This is a genomic window from Marinobacter sp. PE14 (genome assembly GCF_053566155.1).
This window is the reverse complement of the sequence record NZ_JBQXNY010000004.1, coordinates 107423-124437: the sequence shown is the minus strand read 5'-3', so window position 1 is coordinate 124437 and position 17015 is coordinate 107423. Positions and strand designations below refer to the sequence as shown.

Below are 17015 nucleotides of genomic sequence, written 5' to 3'. Positions count from 1 at the left end.
CCAGATCAGACCTGGCCCAATAAGTCATGGCTGAACAACGCCAGGCAGAACCCCACCACTGCACCCAGCGGCGGCGCCCAGTGATTCTCAAGCCTGGATTGTGGCGCAATATCCTGAAAAATCAGGTAGAGAATACCGCCTGAAGCGACCAGCATGATTGCGCCCAATACTACAGGGCGCTCGGACAGGAAAAAATATCCGAGCAAGCCGGCCAGCGGCCCGGTAATCACAAGGCAGGCCATGAACACCAGGGTTTTCCCGGAGGTGTAACCGGGCAATCTGGCCAACTCCCGATAGGCATTGAAGCCTTCAGGCAAGTTCTGCATCGCGATTAACACAGCCATGAGCATAGCCGTTTCCGGGCTCACGACTGCCAGTCCGCCCAAAGCCGTTGCTTCAGGAATAAAGTCGAGCATCACGCCCATCAGCTGCGGAGACTCGCGCCGCTTCAAGCCAAGAATGCGCTCAATACCAAAGAAAAGAAGCCCACCGGCAATAATGGCAGGAATCGCCCAGAGAGAGTCGCCCATGCTTGACTGCCCTTCCGGAATCAGGACCACTGAAACCGCACCAAGCAGAATCCCCCCACCTAACGCGATCAGAAAATGCCGGAACTCCTGGTCCAGCCAATTGGGGCGGATCCGTTCGAAGCTGGCGACCAGGCCGCCCAGAGGAATGCAGGCGCCGGCAAGGACGGTCAGGCCAACAATGTAGAGAACATCCGTGAACATCAGAAATCAGACCTATGGAACAACCGATGGCATTTAAGGCGTGACCGTAACGGGAAGATTCAGTGCTTCCAGCAAATGCTCTGCACCAGGCTCCTGAAGCAAGGTGCAGCCCCGGCTAAGCACCAATTGGACCGCCTTCTCCTGGCGTAAAATCCCGGCTACGGTAACCGGATCCGTCGAGGGCAGAGACCTTATACGAAGGCCTGACTCCTGAATACCCAGATCCTGAAGCATGCCTTTTCGTTCCTCAGGCGCCAGATCCGTATCTGCTCCCAGCAACAGCGTTACGGGCCGATGGGAGTGATGAACCACCTCAGCGGCTGCCTGGACAGCACGGCTGTTAGCCTCTGTGTGATCATTCAGAAATACCACAACCCTGCCGTGCGGCAGAGTCCGATTTTCGCACCAGAGCAAAATCCTGCCCGGCGACCGGCGAACAAGACCTTTTGCCGTGGAGCCCAACCGCGCCCCCGGCGCAGAGGACCAACCAACGCGGCCAAGCACGAGAAGATCCCGGGGTCCGGCTAGAGCCAGCACCTCATCAATCACATGGCCCCGGGCAATGCTCAGTGCGTGCCTTCCGCCATATGGCGCCACAGCGCCGGCAAGGGCTCGACGAGCCTGGTTAGCCAAGCTGTGCATACGTTGCTCAAGATCGACAGAATCAAAGGGTCGGCTGATGCCCGATGACGCTCCCACTTCGCGGGCAAAACCATAGCCGGCACTTCGCAGCAGATTCAGCTCTTCAACAAAAACGCCCAGCACATCGGCACCGGTGAACGCAGCAATTTCCGCCGCCGCCTCCAAAGCGGCATAGCTCGTTCTCGAACCATCCAGCAGTACCAGCACACGGCCGGCCTCGTTACTGTACCCAGCCCGATTTTCAGGTGCGTCAGTCACTGTCCCTGCCTCCGCCGTTGTTTGCGTCTCCATTGCTATCCCGCTTCTTGCTGGCCTCCGCGAATTTCGCCAGGCGCTCGGCAACCCGCCTGTTGAAGCTGCTCTCCGGAAACTCGCCATTACTGTCCGGTTCTCCGGCCTCAAGACCGGTTAACAGCTCAATTGCCTCATTGATGTTGGAGATCGGATAAATTCGGAACCGGTCCTCAGCGATCGCCTGCCTCACATCGGCTCTCAGCATGAGGTGCTCAACATTGCTTGCCGGCAGCAGAACGCCCTGCCCGCGAACGTCGCCGGCTTCTTTGCAAACGTCGAAAAAGCCCTCGATCTTCTCGTTCACGCCACCCACGGCCTGAACTTCACCATGCTGGTTCATGGATCCTGTCACGGCGAAGGACTGCTTCAGTGGTACCCGGGAAATGGCTGAAAGCAGTACACAGGTTTCTGCCACCGAAGCCGAATCTCCTTCAACACCACCGTAGGATTGCTCAAAGGCCAGGCTCGCGGACAGGGAAAGTTCGCCGTCGCCGGCGTACCGGCTCGCCAGAAACCGGGAAAGAATCATCACGGCCTTGCTGTGAATGGGGCCGCCCAGTTTCGCCTCCCGCTCGATATCCACCACCTGCCCCTTGCCTGGACGGGCCGTGGCGGTAATCCGGGTAGGCTGGCCAAACATCGACGCGCCAAGCCTGAGTACCGAAAGGCCATTTACCTGAGCCACTTCCTCGCCATTAGTGGCTATCATCACCACACCCCGGCTGATTTGCTCACGACTTCGTTCCCGGACCCGGCTGGCCCGGTATCCCCGTTCATCAATAGCCTGCTGGAGATGGCTGGCTTCAACCGTATCGGCCCCGGCCTGCCCCGCCCAGTGATCTGCCTCGCTCAGAATATCCCGGAGCACCCGGTCGTGGGCGGTCAGTTTGCGCTGGTCTGCTGCCAAACGGCTCGCATGCTCGATCAATCTGGCAACGGCGCACCGCTCCAGCGGTCGCATTTTCAGGCCCCGGGCCATTGTGGCGATCATTCGGGCGTAGAGTTCATAGCAATCGTCGTTGCGGTCCAGGTCGTCCTCGAAATCCGCCTCTACCTTGAACAGGTCCAGAAAATCCGGATCGTAATGGGACAACAGGTAGTAGAGCATCCGGTCCCCGAGCAGGACCACCTTGACCGACACCGGAATAGGCTCCGGCTGCAGGCTGACGGTACTCACCAACCCATAAAGCCGCTCCAGTGACTCTATCCGGATTTCGCCGGAGGACAGGATCCGCTTGAGGCTCTCCCAGGCCATCGGCTGGGTCAGCACCCGACGGGCATCAATGATCAGATAGCCGCCGTTGGCACGATGCATGGAGCCACCGCGAATCAGGCTGAAATCGGTATATAAATTACCCTGGCGGGCACGATGCTCAATCTGCCCCGCCAGATGCTGATGGTTGGGCAGGTCCTCGTAGATAACGGGCGCGCCGGCCGTCTCGGCATTATCGACCAGCAAATTGACCTTGTACCTGGCCAGCAGGCCCGCGGGAGGCCCATTATCGGTATCCTGAAAAGCCTCGGCGTGCTCAACCACATCCTCGCGAACGGCATCCAGGTACTCAACGATATCCTCCAGGTGGGACCATTTTTCCCTCAACTCCCCAATCGGGCCACCCAGGGTCAGCTGCACCATTTCTTCATTAAGGGCATGGACTCTTTCCCGGACCTCCTTCCGCATCCTGGGTATCTGCTGGATGGTTTGCTGGAGCTTTTTCTGAAGCTCCTCAACCTTGGATTCGACCAGTTCTTTCTCCTCATCCGAGAAGTTCTTGTATTCCTCTGGGTCGATCACCTCGCCCTTACGCATCGGGGCAAAGGTAAAACCAGCCGGCGTCGTGATCATGGCGATATTGTTGCGGTTCGCCTCTTCCTGGACATCAAACAGGCCCTGATGCTGACGCTTGGCCATTTCCTCCTGAAGCTCCTGCAACCTGGCCTGGTATTCCTCGCTTTCGAAGGCAGCAGGTATGGCCGTTCGAAGCTCTTCCGCCAGTTCATTCAAGTCTTTCTTGAACTGCCGCCCTTCACCGGCGGGCAGTCGAATGGCGCGCGGCCGCTCCGAAAACTGGAAGTTATAGACATGGCACCAATCCGGCGGGACCGGCTGGCTTGCCGCGTGCAGGGAAAGAAAGCGCTCGACCAGCTCGTGCTTACCCGCCCCGGAGGGCCCGAGGACAAAGAGATTGAAACCCCCTGCCTGAATACCGGCGCCAAATTCCAGCGCCCTCAACACCCTATCCTGACCATAAGGACGCTCGAGGTCTTGCAGGTCTTCGGTAGTGATGAAATCCAGTTTGTCTTCTGGGCAACCGTGATAGACCTGGTTTTCGGTTAATGGGGCGGGCAGTGGCATTACATCCTCCTGATGGTTTCCACCCGAAGGTGGAGTACGCCGATTACATCGAACGAGTAATCCGGGGACAAAGCCCCCTCATCAGGAAACTATAGATGATGGCGGGCGACCCGCTCTAACATTAGGTAGGCTAGCGCCACTCGAGGGTCTTTGGCTCAACCGCGTGTTCACAGAACAGATGCCCGACATCCGGCACCGCAAAGCAGCGGTCACCGCGCTGGGGTTGGCGGGCGTTGAACTCGGTGTGGCTGATACCAACTTCCCACAGCTCCTCGCTCTCCCAGCCATCGGGCTTGAGTTCGATGCGTACTTCCGCACCGATCAGGTTGATGGCCTCAATCCGGAACGGCAGATGGGCCTCATCGCTGGCGGACTGGGTCAGGCGCACCTCGTGGGGTCTCAGATAGAGCTGCGCGTCATCGTTCTCACAACCTTCAGGCAGGCGAATCCAGGCGTCACCCTGGCGCATGACGCCATCGCGGATCTTGCCGGACAACACATTCACCTGCCCCAGAAATTCGAATACAAACCGGCTGTCCGGGCGACCATAGAGTTCGAGCGGCGTATCAACCTGCTCGATCCGGCCATTGCTCATCACAACCACCTGATCCGAAAGCTCCAGGGCCTCCTCCTGATCGTGGGTCACGAACACACTGGTGAAATGCAGCTCGTCATGGAGGCTGCGCAGCCAGCGGCGCAGGTCTTTTCGCACCTTGGCATCAAGCGCGCCGAAGGGCTCATCCAGCAGAAGAATCTCCGGCCGCATGGCCATTGCCCGTGCCAGGGCGATGCGTTGCTTCTGGCCACCGGAAAGCTGCGCCGGGTAACGGTCGGCCAGGTGTTCAAGCTGCACCATTTCCAGCAGGTCTTTTACCCGCTTGCGGATTTCAGACTTGCCGGGACGCTCCTTGCGCGGCAGCACATTGAGACCAAAGGCCACGTTCTCGGCCACCGTCATATGGCGGAACAAGGCATAGTGTTGGAAAACAAAGCCAACGCGCCGGTCCCGAACGTGCAGATCGGTCACATCCCTGCCGCTGAACCGGATTTTGCCCTCTTCCGGGGTTTCCAGGCCGGCGATAATCCGCAGCAGCGTGGTCTTGCCCGAACCGGAAGGTCCCAGCAACGCCGTAAGCTGGCCGTCCGGAATGGTCAGATTGATGTCATGCAGGGCCTGAAACTTGTCGAAAAACTTGTTGATACCCTGTATCTCGATGCTCATTGGAAACCCTTAGTTACGACTCTGACGCCATTCAACGATGGCCTTTACGATAAGCGTGATCAGCGCAATACCTGCAAGTAGCGAAGAAGCTGCAAACGCGCCCACGGTGTTGTAATCCTGGTAAAGCAGCTCAACCTGCAACGGCAGAGTATTGGTCTGGCCCCGGATGTTGCCGGAGACAACCGATACGGCACCGAACTCGCCCACCGCCCGGGCGTTTGTGAGGATAACGCCATAGAGAAGTGCCCAGCGGATATTCGGCAGGGTTACGCGTCGGAACAGCTGCCAGCCAGACGCGCCCAGTACCACACCGGCTTCCTCTTCTTCCCGCCCCTGTTGCTGCATCAGCGGGATCAGTTCTCTGGCCACAAACGGACAGGTCACAAACACAGTAACCATCACGATGCCAGGCCAGGAGAACATCAGCTGAATGTCGTATTCTCCGAGCCACTGCCCGACCCAGCCATTGCTCCCGTAGAGCAGCAGGAAAAGCAGGCCGGCAACCACAGGAGATACGGCGAACGGGATATCAATCAATGTGGTCAAAAGCTTGCGCCCGGGGAACCGGAAGCGGGTCACCAGCCAGGCCAGGAACACGCCGAACACCATGTTTAGCGGGACCGTGAGCAGAGCCACCACGAGCGTCAGGCCGATGGCATGAAGCGTGTACTCATTGAGAATATTGCTGACGTAACCGGCCCAGCCTTCGGCGAACGCTTGCACGAAGATCAGCACCAGCGGCATGAACAGCAGAAGCACCGTCAGGCCGACGGCAATTCCTATCAGAGTGCGACGAACCAGCGGGCTGTCGCCAACGCGGCGATGTTTACGCGCAGCCATACCCTAACCTCCGTGCAGGCGCTTGAGATAGCGCCCCTGCCAGACGTTGATCGCCAGGAGCAGCAACAGCGATACCGACATCACCACTGCGGCAATGGCACTGGCAGCCGGAAAATCGTATTCCTCCAAACGCACAAAGATCATCAGACTGATCACTTCGCTGATGTAAGGCGAGTTGCCGGCAATGAAGATAACCGCGCCGTATTCCCCGAGGCTGCGGGCAAACGAAAGTGCGCCACCGGTCACTACAGCCGGCCAGAGCGTCGGGAACAGGATCTTCCGAAAGACCGTTATGTCCGAGGCACCGAGGCTCATGGCCGCTTCTTCATCCTCCGGCGCCATTTCCTCCAATACCGGCTGAACCGTGCGCACCACAAACGGCACACTGGTAAAGGCCATCGCCACCACAATACCCAGCGGTGTGAATGCCACTTCAATACCCAGATCGGCGAGATACTGCCCATACCAGCCGTTCTCGGCAAACAGGGTCGCGAGAGTGATGCCGGCCACGGCGGTCGGCAGCGCAAACGGCAGATCCATGATCGCATCCAGCAGCCGCTTGCCGGGGAATTCATAACGCACCAGCACCCAGGCCATCAGCAGGCCAAACACGCAATTGAACAGGGAAGCAGCCAGGGCCGCCAGCGCGGTAACTTTATAGGACGCAACCACCCGCGGATCGGTGATCACAAACCAGAACTGCTCCCACCCCATGCCGGCGGCACGGATAAACAGGCCGCTGATGGGCAGAAGCAGCACCAGGCTGATAAAGAAAAGCGAAATGCCGAGGCTCAGTCCGAACCCCGGCAAGACGCGTTTGGTGGCGGGAGCGCTCAGCCGTTTTGCCGGGCGCTCCGAAAGGTCAGTGGTGGCCATGGATCAAATGCGCATCCCTTAGCGGCGACGCTGCAACTGGTCCAGTTTGCCGCCGCTGGCAAAGTGGGTCTCCATGGCATTTTCCCAGCTGCCGGCGATGTCCTGAATCGGCATCAGCTTCAGTTCCGGGAACTTGTCAGCCACTTCCGCTTTCACGGTTTCGTTGTGCACCCGGTAGTTGAAGCCGGCCAGCATGCGCTGGGCTTCTTCGGAGTACAGATGCTTCAAGTACGCCTGGGCCAGTTCTTCGGTGCCCTTCTTCTCGATGTTCTTGTCGATCCAGGTCACCGGGAACTCGGCCAGGAAACTCACTTTCGGGACCACAACCTGGAAGTTCTTGTCCGGGTTCAGGGCCGGGATGTTGTTCACTTCAGATTCGAAGGTCAGCAGCACATCACCCAGGCCCCGCTCCACAAACGTGGTGGTGGCGCCACGACCGCCGGAGTCGAATACCTTCACCTGGCCCAGCAGGTCGCTGAGGAAGGCATCAATCTTCTCCTGGTCGTCACCGAACTTGTCCTGGGCAAAACCCAGCGCCGCCAGGTAGGTGTAGCGGCCGTTACCGGAGGTTTTCGGGTTCGGCATGATCAGTTCAACGTCTTCGCGGATCAGATCATCCCAGTTCTGGATGTTCTTGGGGTTACCGTCACGCACCAGGAACGCCATGGTGGAATAGTACGGAGAGCTGTTGTTGGGCAGGCGCGATGCCCAGTCCTCGGGAATCAGGTTGCCGCGCTCGGCCAGAATATTAACGTCGGTCACCTGGTTGTAGGTGACCACATCCGCACCCAGCCCCTGCAGGATGGCGCGCGCCTGCTTGGAAGAGCCAGCGTGTGATTGCTGGATATCAACGGTTTCGCCAGTTTTTTCTTTCCAGTAGTCCTGGAACAGAACGTTGTATTCGGCAAACAGCTCGCGGGCAATATCGTAGGAGGAGTTCAAAATCTCCCGCTCCTGAGCGGAAGCTGGGCCAGTCAGCGAGAACGCCAGCGCCAGCGCACTGAACCACAGGCCCTTACGGGCTTTGGAACCAGAAAAAATCGAATTCGGCATAGTAGGCAGAGCTCCCAGTTAACTCGGAATCTTAATATACGCCAGAGGAATAGGACGGCGCTTTCTTAGAACGCAAAGATAAGGTAGGAGATTGTGAACAACAATGCCCTGACTAGATAATTTCCGACTGGTTTAGAAGCGTTTGGTTATAACGCGAGCGAGCGATGGCCAAGCACCAGGGCGTACAAAGGCACAATGACAAACGCGTCACGGGAATAACCCGCCTTTGGCATCTATACTTGCAACCACAGGCCAGGGACAGGCTGAACAACATCTGGCGCCGAGGGACCGCTGCATTCATTCGACATTGGATATCGAATATCAGACCGCTCAATACCCTTAAAATCCGATTGGTCCTGTCCTTTGGCCTCCTCATTCTGGCGGCCACCACCATCGGAACCTGGCTGGCAAGCGACCTCGCTGTCAGCGCACTGCGCAAATCCACCGGGCAAAACCTCGAAGAAGTGGCCGTCCAGCTGCGGGACAAAATCGAGCTGGATCTTCACGAGCGCTATAGCGATCTGGCCGTGGCAGCGGCGTTGTCCAGCCAGCAACTTTCGAAGCAACAGACCGGCGATGTGTCTGCCCTGCTGGACGCCCTGGCCCGAAATTTTTCAAGCTATGCCTGGATAGGGCTTACCTCCGCAGATGGCACTGTTGTGGCCAGCACCGGCGACATGCTCAAAGGCATGAACGTGTCGCACCGTCCCTGGTTCCAGGAAGCCAAAGACAAGCCCTACCTCGGCGACGCCCACGAAGCCCTTCTGCTGGCAGAAAAGCTTAACAACAACACCAACGCTCCCCTGCGGTTTGTCGATGTGGCCGTACCACTCCAGGACCCTGAAGGAAACTTCAATGGCGTCCTCGGTGCCCACCTCTACCTTGACTGGGTAGCCAGCCTGGGCGAATCCCTGCTCGCTCCTCTACAGGAACGACTCCAGGTGGAATTGATATTGGCAGACAAAACCGGAGAGGTAATCATCGGCCCGGAAGGTAGCGTAGGTAGCATGCTGAATGAACCGCTCGTTCAAGCGGCCCAATCTGATCACCCGGGATACATGACGTTGCCCATGGCGCAGGAAGCAGGTGCCGGGGCCCGGGATTACCTGGTGGGCTACAGCCGCCTTCAGGACCGGGCTGAATACACCACCTTCAACTGGCTGGTGCTGGTTCGCAAGCCCGCAAGTGAAGCTTTCCAGCCTGCGCAATCGCTTCGCAACACGTTGATTTTCTGCGGTGCGCTGCTGGCCGTGCTGCTCATTGTGTTTGCTGTTTACGCCGCCCGGCGTATCACCCGCCCACTGCTGCAAATGGCGCGGGAAGCGAACCGGCTGGATCCGGGCAATCCATCATCTCCGATAAAGCTACGTGATGACTACGAGGAAGTCCGGGTTCTTTCCTCTGTATTGCAGGACCTTGTTCAACGATTGACGAAGAAGACTCGCCAGATGAACGAGTTGAATGCCAGCCTTGAGCACCGCGTGACCGAACGGACCCGGGAGCTGGAAGAAGCCAACAAGCTCCTGGAGGAAACCGTTCGCACGGATGCCCTGACCGGCTTGAACAACCGCCGCTACTTCTTTGAACTGGGTAGAACCGCCCTGAAAAAAGCCATACGTGCCGGCAAACCGCTGTCTGCCATCATGTTCGACGCCGACCTGTTCAAGAAAGTAAACGATACCTATGGCCATGCTGTAGGCGATAAGGCACTGATTCATCTGAGCCTGATGGCACAGGATGCTCTGCGCGACATTGACATCCTCGCCCGCCTTGGCGGCGAGGAATTTGCCGTATTGCTGGAAGGCACTGATGAGGAAGCGGCCGCGGAAGTCGCCGAGCGACTGCGCCGAAGCATCAACGGCAAGGCCCTGGCGCTTGAAAGAGGCAGTATCACGCTGAGCGTCAGCGCCGGTGTGGCTTGCATCACTCCGGAAGGCGGCGACGAGCTGGACACGCTGCTGGTGTTCGCAGACAAAGCCCTCTACGCCGCGAAGGCCGGCGGCCGAAACCGGGTGGTTCGCTATTCGGAGGTTAACGTTGAAGATGTGCCGCCGGAAACCGGAGCGTGACCGACCTTGAACTGAAGAGTCACGTCCACAGATCATTGGATAGATCCTGTTAAGACGCATCGACCGGAGCAGACACAGATGACGCAAACAGTAGCTTTTATCGGACTTGGCATCATGGGTTCGCGCATGGCAGCAAACCTTCTGGACAAGGGCGACGTCAACCTGATCGTCTACAACCGCTCGACTGAAGCCGCAAAATTGCTGAAAGACAAAGGCGCGAAAGTCGCCGATTCGCCGGCCAACGCCGTCCGGCAGGCGGATGTGGTCTTCTCAATGCTCGCCTCTCCTCCCGTTGTCGAGGATCTGGCCCTCGGCGAGGATGGATTTGTCAGCGCCATGGCGGAAAATGCCCTCTGGGTGGATTGTTCCACCGTGAACCCATCGTTCACCGAGCACGCCGCAGAATCCGCCAAAGCTCAGGGCATTCGGTTCATGGATGCCCCGGTTGCCGGTACCCGTGAGCCGGCTGCAAGCGGCGAACTGACCTTCCTCGTTGGCGGCAGCGACGGGGACTATCAATCGATTGAGCCGCTCCTTCAGACCATGGGCAAGAAAATTGTGCACGTGGGCCAAGTTGGTCGCGGCACCGCCTTCAAAATGCTGGTGAACGCCATGCTGGCGCAGTCCATGCTCGCCTTTGCCGAGACCACTCTGCTGGGAGAGAAACTGGGGTTCTCGAGAGATTTCCTGATGGACACCCTGCCAAACCTACCTGTGACTCCGCCCTTTATCGGGGGTAAGGCCGAGCTGATCCGTAATGGGGACTTTGACGCCCAATTCCCTCTGGAGCTGATGCACAAAGACCTGCATCTGTTGGAGCAAACGGCCTACGAAGTGGGCCAGCCGCTGTATCTGGCCAACCTGGCCAAAGAAGTCTATGGCAGTGCCAGCAGCAGTGGCTGGGGGCGAAAGGATTTTGCGTCGGTATTTGAGTTTCTCAACCGGGACTGAGCCGGCAATTAACGTTGGTGCACATCTTCCACTACTATCAAGATAAGTGGGTGCGAGGATGACGTTGACGTGGGACTGTCGATCAAGACAACAGAGTTTGCGCCGGAAGACTTTGAACGTTTTGCCGCCAAGGTCAGGACGGATCTCAAAGCACTCACTCGTCTTCTGAACCGGCCCGGCTTTGGCGAAGGCGCAAGCTCCATCGGAGCCGAGGTAGAGTTCTACATCGTAAACTCGGACCTGCGCGTTCAACCCATCAACACCGAAATCGCCGCCCGCGTTCAGGACCCTCAACTGACGGTTGAACTTAACCGCTTCAATCTCGAATACAACCTCAGCCCCCAGGCTTTTAAAGGCTCTCCCTTCGACAGAACAGAGCAGGAATTGCTCTCTGCGATCCAACGGATCAACCAGCACGCCGCGCCACTGGACGGGGAGCTTGTGCCGATCGGCATTCTGCCCACACTTCGCCAGTCCGATATGGGCGCGAAAGCCATGACAGACGAGCCCCGCTATCATGCGTTATCCAAGGCGCTGATCAAGCAACGGGGCGAGCCATTCAGCATTCATATTGGTGGCAACGACGTTATCAATCTGGAAGCTGACGACGTCTACATGGAAGGAGCCAATACCTCCTTCCAGCTCCACTGGCGGGTGCCCGCACACCGTTTTGCCGATTACTTTAATGCAGTCCAACTGGTCACGCCGATTGTCCTCGCTCTGGCCAGCAATTCACCCAGCCTGTTTGGCCACCACCTGTGGGACGAAACCCGCATTGCCCTGTTCAAGCAATCCATTGACAGCCGATCGCCCAACCATAAAACCTGGCGCCATCCGCCAAGGGTGTACTACGGCAACGGCTGGATACGCAGCGCCTGGGAACTCTTTGCCGCCTCGGCATCGCTCTATCCGCCCATCATTCCACTGATGTCAGAGGAGGACCCGATGGCAGTGATTGATCGCGGTGAAGTGCCAAAACTGGCCGAACTGCGACTGCACCAGGGAACCACCTGGCCCTGGAACCGGGCCATCTATGACCATACCGAAGGCGGCCACCTGCGCATTGAGATTCGCTCAATGCCTGCAGGTCCTACGGCTGTTGATATGTGTGCGAACGGGCTGTTCTTAATTGGCGCTGCGCTGGCAGTACTTGATGATATTCATCATCTGACGTCGATACTTCCCTTCCATTACACGGAACACAACTTCTACCGCGCCGCGAAATATGGCGTTGGCGCAGAAATCATATGGCCACACAAGAATCAGGTTCAGTTGCAGGATACGCCCCTGTTAACCGTGGCCCGGGATCTGCTACCCCGCGCCCGGGACGCACTGGCACAAACAGCCGTGGACGAGTCAGAAATTCACCGCTTGCTGGGAATTATCGAAGGCCGCATTGAAACCGCCATGTCGGGCGCCCGGTGGCAACGCCACATCACCGAATCCCTGTTCAAATCCCTGAGCCCCGATGAGGCCTTCCAGACCATGCTTTCTCTGTACATGGCCAACCAGAAGAAAAATACGCCGCTGCATGAATGGACATTGTCACCGTGAGTAACTCGAACGTTCTCGATTGTTTGAATGATCCCTCGCCCCGGACCCTGGGCCGCTCCGCCCTTGAGTGGTTAGCCCAGCTACAAAAGCCCACGATTATTCGTGTTGCCGGTCGTGATCGCTCCCGGACCCGAGCCATGGCAACGCTGCTTCACGGCAATGAGCCTTCTGGCCTGCTTGCGCTTCATCGATGGCTGCTCGAACAGCACACCCCGGCAGTTAACATGCTGTTTCTTCTGGGCGGCATCTACCCTGCGAAGATTCCTCCCACACTCTCAATGCGACAGCTTCCAGACGGACGTGACCTCAACCGATGTTTCAAGGAACCGTTCGAGGGAGAAGAAGGGGCGATTGCCAGGGCCATGCTGGCAGAACTCCATAACGCGAAGCCCGAATGCTTGCTGGATGTTCACAACACCTCAGGTTCAGGCCCTGCGTTCGCCGTATCGATCACCAATGACGCGGCGCATCAGGCACTGACATCGCTCTTTACCGACCGCCTCATCATGACGGATCTACGCCTGGGGGCGCTGATGGAATATTCCGAGCAGGAGGTGCCCACAGTAACCATCGAGTGTGGTGGTTCCCAGGACGAGCAGGCACATGAACTGGCCTATGAGGGACTCGTCCGGTATTGCTCAAAGCCAGATGTGTTGTCACTGGAAAAAGCGGACTGGGACGTCACCGTGCTGCGCAATCCGATCCGGGTGGAACTGGCGCCTGAAGCAACCATAGAATACCGCCTCGAGCCCACCGGCCACGCCGACCTGACCTTCCCCCCCGACATCGAACATCGTAATTTCGGAATCGTGTCCCCGGATGAGCCCCTGGGGTGGGTTGGCAAAAAAGGCCTTGGCATACTCACCGCGATCGGCCACAACCGAAAAGAGAACATGGAACAGGTGCTTCAGGTCAGGGATGGGCAGATCTACCCCGCCCAGGCCCTCAGGACCTTTATGATTACCACCAACCCGGTTATTGCGAAGAGTGACTGCCTGTTTTATGCGGTCAAGGCGACGGGGGAGCCTATTTTTTAACGTTTTAGCCCAGCCGCGAAGCGGGTTGTCCGTCGGCTGGAGCGCTTTGTTGGGTGGCACGCCAGCTACTTAGGTGGATTCGCTGGCGGAAGTGCTCCGACCTGCTCCTGTAGATCGATGAGCGGCTGCTGGCTCACCTCGAGGGATCCGTCGCGCGGTCGATCGAGATCGACCACGAGGGTGATAACCGCACCAAGGAGGACGATCAGCACGATGGTAGTGAGGGGGCTGCGCCGCTGGATCAAGCCTGCGTTGTAGCCCACCATCCCCAGCGTCAGCATTGAGCCGCAGAAGAGGAGGAGGAGGATCGTTTCCGGTACGCGTGCGTAGATGCCCGCCGTTACCCGCGTCTCGTTAAGGTCGATCGTCTCGTTCAGTGAGTCAATGAACAGGGCCAGGACGTCAGATTCGGGTGTGGCGCGGGCCAACTCCTCGGCGACTGACCAGAGCTTCTCTTGGAGCTCGACCGATCGAGCTATTTTCACTCGGACTTCTGCCAGATCGTCGGTCGCGATGCGCAAGGGAACGTACTCGCGGAGCAGATCCCGGATCTCGCTCGAGGCCGGCTCTGGCAGGTAGCCGGCCCTGAGGTAAGTGGTACCTATGGAATTCGCCTCGGCCAGCACGAGCCCGCGGCGCGTGTCGAAACGATCGGATGCCATCCCCATCGCGACCGCGAGCAGGAACGCCATAAGGGCCAGGAGCGAGCCCACGATCATGCCCGTGGGGCCCTCCTTCTCGTCTTGCGTGCGCTCCTGCCACCAATATCCGTAGCGGTAACCAACCTCGATAACGGTCAGCGCGAAGATGGCGAACACTACGAAGACGCCACCGATCGGCAGTGAATCAAGTATCTGCTGGAAACTCATAGTCCCTCACGCTTCGGTAGTGGCCAGGTTCTCGAGATGTCGCGAATAGCCGTTATATTGGGCATAGAATAGTCCTTGTGTCATGCCGCCCAACGCCGCGCTCTGCGGCAAATTTGGAGCACAGCGGAAAATATGTCCGGCAGCAGCGCCTTGTTAAGCGAGACAATGCAGGGTCGGCAAATCAAATGGCCACCCCAAAAAGGGCACCGATCCCCGCAGTCAGGGCCATTGCCAGGGCGCCCCAAAAAGTTACCCGAGAGGCAGCCACAAGAACGGGAGCGCCCCCCGTTCTCGCTGCTAGTGAGCCCAGCAAGGCAAGGAACAAGAGAGAGCTGCTTGGAACAGCCCACATAAGTAAGTGACTCGGCAACAACAAGACGATGAGCAGAGGGAGTGCCGCGCCAACCGAGAATGTACCTGCCGACGCAAACGCGGCCTGAATCGGGCGAGCCGTCGATACCTCTGAAATACCAAGTTCATCGCGTGCATGCGCCCCAAGCGCATCGTGCTTCATGAGTTGAATTGCTACTGTGCTTGCAAGTTCTGGATCCAACCCTCGCCTTACGTAGATCTCAGCCAATTCCGCTTGTTCTTGTTCGGGCTCGCTAACGAGCTCTCCACTCTCTCTGGCAAGATCCGCCCGCTCCGTATCAGATTGAGAGCTGACTGACACATACTCACCCGCTGCCATCGACATAGCGCCTGCAACAAGACCGGCAACACCAGCAACCAAGACAGCCTTGGAGTCCGCCCCTGCCGCCGCCACCCCCAGAACCAGACTAGCGGTAGATACAATGCCGTCATTGGCGCCCAGAACCGCAGCACGGAGCCAGCCAATCCGTTCTGTCCTGTGCCTTTCAGCATGCCTCATACGGAATTCCAATTAAAAAGGAAGAGGAAGTTACTAACGCCAGCCAGCATGCGCGGCTATGGAATGGAGGCGAAGACGCAATGCAGTAGGCGTCGCCATGACTGGCCTTGTTAGCATCTAGCGCTCCCCGGCCCATTTCCCGTCAACATTAATAATCTTGCACGGATGTTCAGCTTCGTGTCTTTTGTTATTTCTTTGACAATCTATCAAAGAGTTCTCTATCGCGTGCTTTATTGAGGTTCTATTAGACTTCCAAGACCAGGCACCTACATCAGATTGAGCAAAAGCCTTGTGTGCGGTTGCATGGACATATTCCTCCCGGTACGACTTCAAGGCCTGATTCGTCATGATCGAGGCCTCTCCAACGGCCTTCTGCTCAAAGGTAGGCTCGACGATTTCGCCTGTACTTGTTGCTGTAGGAATGTGTTGTTCATAGCTTGCACATCCAACCAGCAAAGCAATAAATACGATGAAGATTCCCGATCTCAAACTTGACTCCTCCATTGATGCTAACGCGGCCAACCACGGCAGACTTTTGTTGCATTTTTTCGATAAAGGCGCAGCTCGCGCAAACAATGCGACGAAAAGGCTGTCCAGAGAGCGCAGCGAATGATATTACTCGACCTTGCTATGCATTTTATTAATAGAGATTAAGATATGCGCCCTGTGTTTTTCCGTGATTAGTTTTATTGTCATAATCAAGATGCTTTTGTGAGGATTTATCAAGTATTCGTTGAACCTTAGCATTCGCCTTTTTGCTTAGAAGATCGCAGCTAGGGTACGATGACATATTTCTAAGGCCTCTTTCTATTACCTGTGCTGCGTCAATTGCTATTTGGCCATGACCCTCTTCATGTTCAATAAGTGCTGGGTAATATTTATTCCATATTCTTTTTACTTCAGCGTCCTGTGTTTTTGAGGATAAGCGTGGAAGAGTGTATGTTATTGTCACAGTAGTTTCTACACGATTTAACTTACAGTAGTTATTTCGTTTATCCCACCAATAGTTCCAATTTACATACGTATCAGTGTGAGCATGAAAAACTTCACCGCCCTCTCGAATTGGCGATGCATTGTTGATTGCAGAAAACAATGAGCCTTTGTCATTGGCTTCAACAGTATAGCTATTTTCAATTGTATCGACTTTGGGATACGAATATGCCTGTAAGGGCAAGATAGCTAACACTAAAATCAATATACGCACTAAATTCTCCAAAGCATAACGCTGAAGCACAGCGGCGCCACGACAGTGGCGTCCGGCGGCCATCGGCCGCGTACTGATGCGCTTTTTATAAGCTTTATCTTACTGAATTGATTCAACAATCTTATTTCTCACAAGCTCTACCGAATCTCTGTTGTGGCCAGCCACTGCAACCATGAGCTTGCTTTGCGTAGGCGATATTTCTATGCATTTAACGACAACACGATTTGACTTTATATTGCCGTATATTCCGTATTCGTTCTCAATCTGGTTTTCTAATCCTATGACTTGCAGGGCATATGAGCTTTGTATTTCACACGCCTCTTTGGATTTGTTCAGATCTTTAAACCAGGACCAAAGCTCTGGGGGATTTTCCGCCGCGTAGGCAGATCCTGATAGCAAAAATAGAAGAATTAAACCTGCCTTGGTCACCATTCAGATTTCCTTAA

Annotated in this window: 16 protein-coding genes; 4 read left to right on the top strand and 12 right to left on the bottom strand. The window is 56.7% G+C overall.

The features are described 5' to 3' along the window. Nucleotides 1–5: 5 nt before the first annotated feature. From ACWJ62_RS14120 to cysP, 7 genes are all read right to left on the bottom strand, one after another. Complete coding sequence (locus ACWJ62_RS14120) at nt 6–731, bottom strand: ZIP family metal transporter (RefSeq protein WP_449286763.1); 726 nt, start codon at nt 729–731, stop codon at nt 6–8. Nucleotides 732–764: 33 nt separating this feature from the next. Beyond that, nucleotides 765–1631, bottom strand: a complete 867-nt coding sequence (locus tag ACWJ62_RS14115; RefSeq protein ID WP_449286762.1) for a universal stress protein — start codon at nt 1629–1631, stop codon at nt 765–767. After that, nucleotides 1624–4023, bottom strand: coding sequence for a Lon protease family protein (locus ACWJ62_RS14110; RefSeq protein WP_449286761.1), 2400 nt, complete (start codon nt 4021–4023; stop codon nt 1624–1626). Before ACWJ62_RS14110 ends, ACWJ62_RS14115 begins: the two co-directional genes overlap by 8 nt. Nucleotides 4024–4153: 130 nt before the next feature. Then, on the bottom strand, nt 4154–5245 hold the full coding sequence (locus tag ACWJ62_RS14105; protein WP_449286760.1) for a sulfate/molybdate ABC transporter ATP-binding protein: 1092 nt from the start codon (nt 5243–5245) through the stop codon (nt 4154–4156). 9 nt (nt 5246–5254) lie between these two features. Further along, a complete protein-coding gene (gene cysW / locus ACWJ62_RS14100; RefSeq protein WP_449286759.1) occupies nt 5255–6085 on the bottom strand; it encodes a sulfate ABC transporter permease subunit CysW in 831 nt (276 codons plus the stop codon). 3 nt (nt 6086–6088) lie between these two features. Further along, a complete protein-coding gene (cysT, locus tag ACWJ62_RS14095) occupies nt 6089–6961 on the bottom strand; it encodes a sulfate/thiosulfate ABC transporter permease CysT (RefSeq protein ID WP_449286758.1) in 873 nt (290 codons plus the stop codon). A gap of 18 nt (nt 6962–6979) precedes the next feature. Then, nucleotides 6980–8014 carry a thiosulfate ABC transporter substrate-binding protein CysP gene (gene cysP, locus ACWJ62_RS14090; protein WP_449286757.1) on the bottom strand — a complete coding sequence of 345 codons (1035 nt, stop codon included), beginning with the start codon at nt 8012–8014 and terminating at the stop codon, nt 6980–6982. 350 nt (nt 8015–8364) lie between these two features. On the opposite strand from cysP, the gene ACWJ62_RS14085 reads away from it, so the two are divergent. From ACWJ62_RS14085 to ACWJ62_RS14070, 4 genes are all read left to right on the top strand, one after another. Continuing rightward, nucleotides 8365–10083 (top strand): diguanylate cyclase, encoded by a 1719-nt coding sequence (locus tag ACWJ62_RS14085; RefSeq protein ID WP_449286756.1) that lies wholly within the window; start codon nt 8365–8367, stop codon nt 10081–10083. A 39-nt stretch (nt 10084–10122) separates the two neighbouring features. Further along, nucleotides 10123–11034, top strand: coding sequence for an NAD(P)-dependent oxidoreductase (locus ACWJ62_RS14080; protein ID WP_449287092.1), 912 nt, complete (start codon nt 10123–10125; stop codon nt 11032–11034). 69 nt (nt 11035–11103) lie between these two features. Next, nucleotides 11104–12588: a hypothetical protein gene (locus ACWJ62_RS14075; RefSeq protein WP_449286755.1), complete on the top strand. Its 1485-nt coding sequence runs from the start codon at nt 11104–11106 to the stop codon at nt 12586–12588. After that, nucleotides 12585–13625 (top strand): succinylglutamate desuccinylase, encoded by a 1041-nt coding sequence (locus tag ACWJ62_RS14070; protein ID WP_449286754.1) that lies wholly within the window; start codon nt 12585–12587, stop codon nt 13623–13625. Before ACWJ62_RS14075 ends, ACWJ62_RS14070 begins: the two co-directional genes overlap by 4 nt. Nucleotides 13626–13690: 65 nt before the next feature. Here the strand turns inward: ACWJ62_RS14070 and ACWJ62_RS14065 are convergent, their stop codons facing one another. The 5 genes from ACWJ62_RS14065 to ACWJ62_RS14045 all read right to left on the bottom strand — a co-directional run bounded on the left by ACWJ62_RS14065 (nt 13691) and on the right by ACWJ62_RS14045 (nt 17001). Continuing rightward, nucleotides 13691–14494 (bottom strand): bestrophin-like domain, encoded by an 804-nt coding sequence (locus tag ACWJ62_RS14065; RefSeq protein ID WP_449286753.1) that lies wholly within the window; start codon nt 14492–14494, stop codon nt 13691–13693. 181 nt (nt 14495–14675) lie between these two features. After that, nucleotides 14676–15377: a VIT1/CCC1 transporter family protein gene (locus ACWJ62_RS14060; RefSeq protein WP_449286752.1), complete on the bottom strand. Its 702-nt coding sequence runs from the start codon at nt 15375–15377 to the stop codon at nt 14676–14678. A gap of 105 nt (nt 15378–15482) precedes the next feature. Next, nucleotides 15483–15854 (bottom strand): hypothetical protein, encoded by a 372-nt coding sequence (locus ACWJ62_RS14055; protein WP_248183094.1) that lies wholly within the window; start codon nt 15852–15854, stop codon nt 15483–15485. A 151-nt stretch (nt 15855–16005) separates the two neighbouring features. Continuing rightward, on the bottom strand, nt 16006–16632 hold the full coding sequence (locus ACWJ62_RS14050) for a DUF922 domain-containing Zn-dependent protease (RefSeq protein ID WP_449286751.1): 627 nt from the start codon (nt 16630–16632) through the stop codon (nt 16006–16008). 36 nt (nt 16633–16668) lie between these two features. Continuing rightward, nucleotides 16669–17001 (bottom strand): hypothetical protein, encoded by a 333-nt coding sequence (locus ACWJ62_RS14045; RefSeq protein ID WP_449286750.1) that lies wholly within the window; start codon nt 16999–17001, stop codon nt 16669–16671. Between the last annotated feature and the right edge of the window lie 14 nt (nt 17002–17015).

Excerpts from the sequence above, each read along its gene's own strand:
- ACWJ62_RS14120 (WP_449286763.1), bottom strand. The coding sequence starts at position 731 with ATGTTCACGGATGTTCTCTACATTGTTGGCCTGACCGTCCTTGCCGGC.
- ACWJ62_RS14110 (WP_449286761.1), bottom strand. The coding sequence starts at position 4,023 with ATGCCACTGCCCGCCCCATTAACCGAAAACCAGGTCTATCACGGTTGC.
- ACWJ62_RS14105 (WP_449286760.1), bottom strand. The coding sequence starts at position 5,245 with ATGAGCATCGAGATACAGGGTATCAACAAGTTTTTCGACAAGTTTCAG.
- cysW (WP_449286759.1), bottom strand. The coding sequence starts at position 6,085 with ATGGCTGCGCGTAAACATCGCCGCGTTGGCGACAGCCCGCTGGTTCGT.
- cysT (WP_449286758.1), bottom strand. The coding sequence starts at position 6,961 with ATGGCCACCACTGACCTTTCGGAGCGCCCGGCAAAACGGCTGAGCGCT.
- cysP (WP_449286757.1), bottom strand. The coding sequence starts at position 8,014 with ATGCCGAATTCGATTTTTTCTGGTTCCAAAGCCCGTAAGGGCCTGTGG.
- ACWJ62_RS14065 (WP_449286753.1), bottom strand. The coding sequence starts at position 14,494 with ATGAGTTTCCAGCAGATACTTGATTCACTGCCGATCGGTGGCGTCTTC.
- ACWJ62_RS14050 (WP_449286751.1), bottom strand. The coding sequence starts at position 16,632 with ATGGCCGCCGGACGCCACTGTCGTGGCGCCGCTGTGCTTCAGCGTTAT.
- ACWJ62_RS14045 (WP_449286750.1), bottom strand. The coding sequence starts at position 17,001 with ATGGTGACCAAGGCAGGTTTAATTCTTCTATTTTTGCTATCAGGATCT.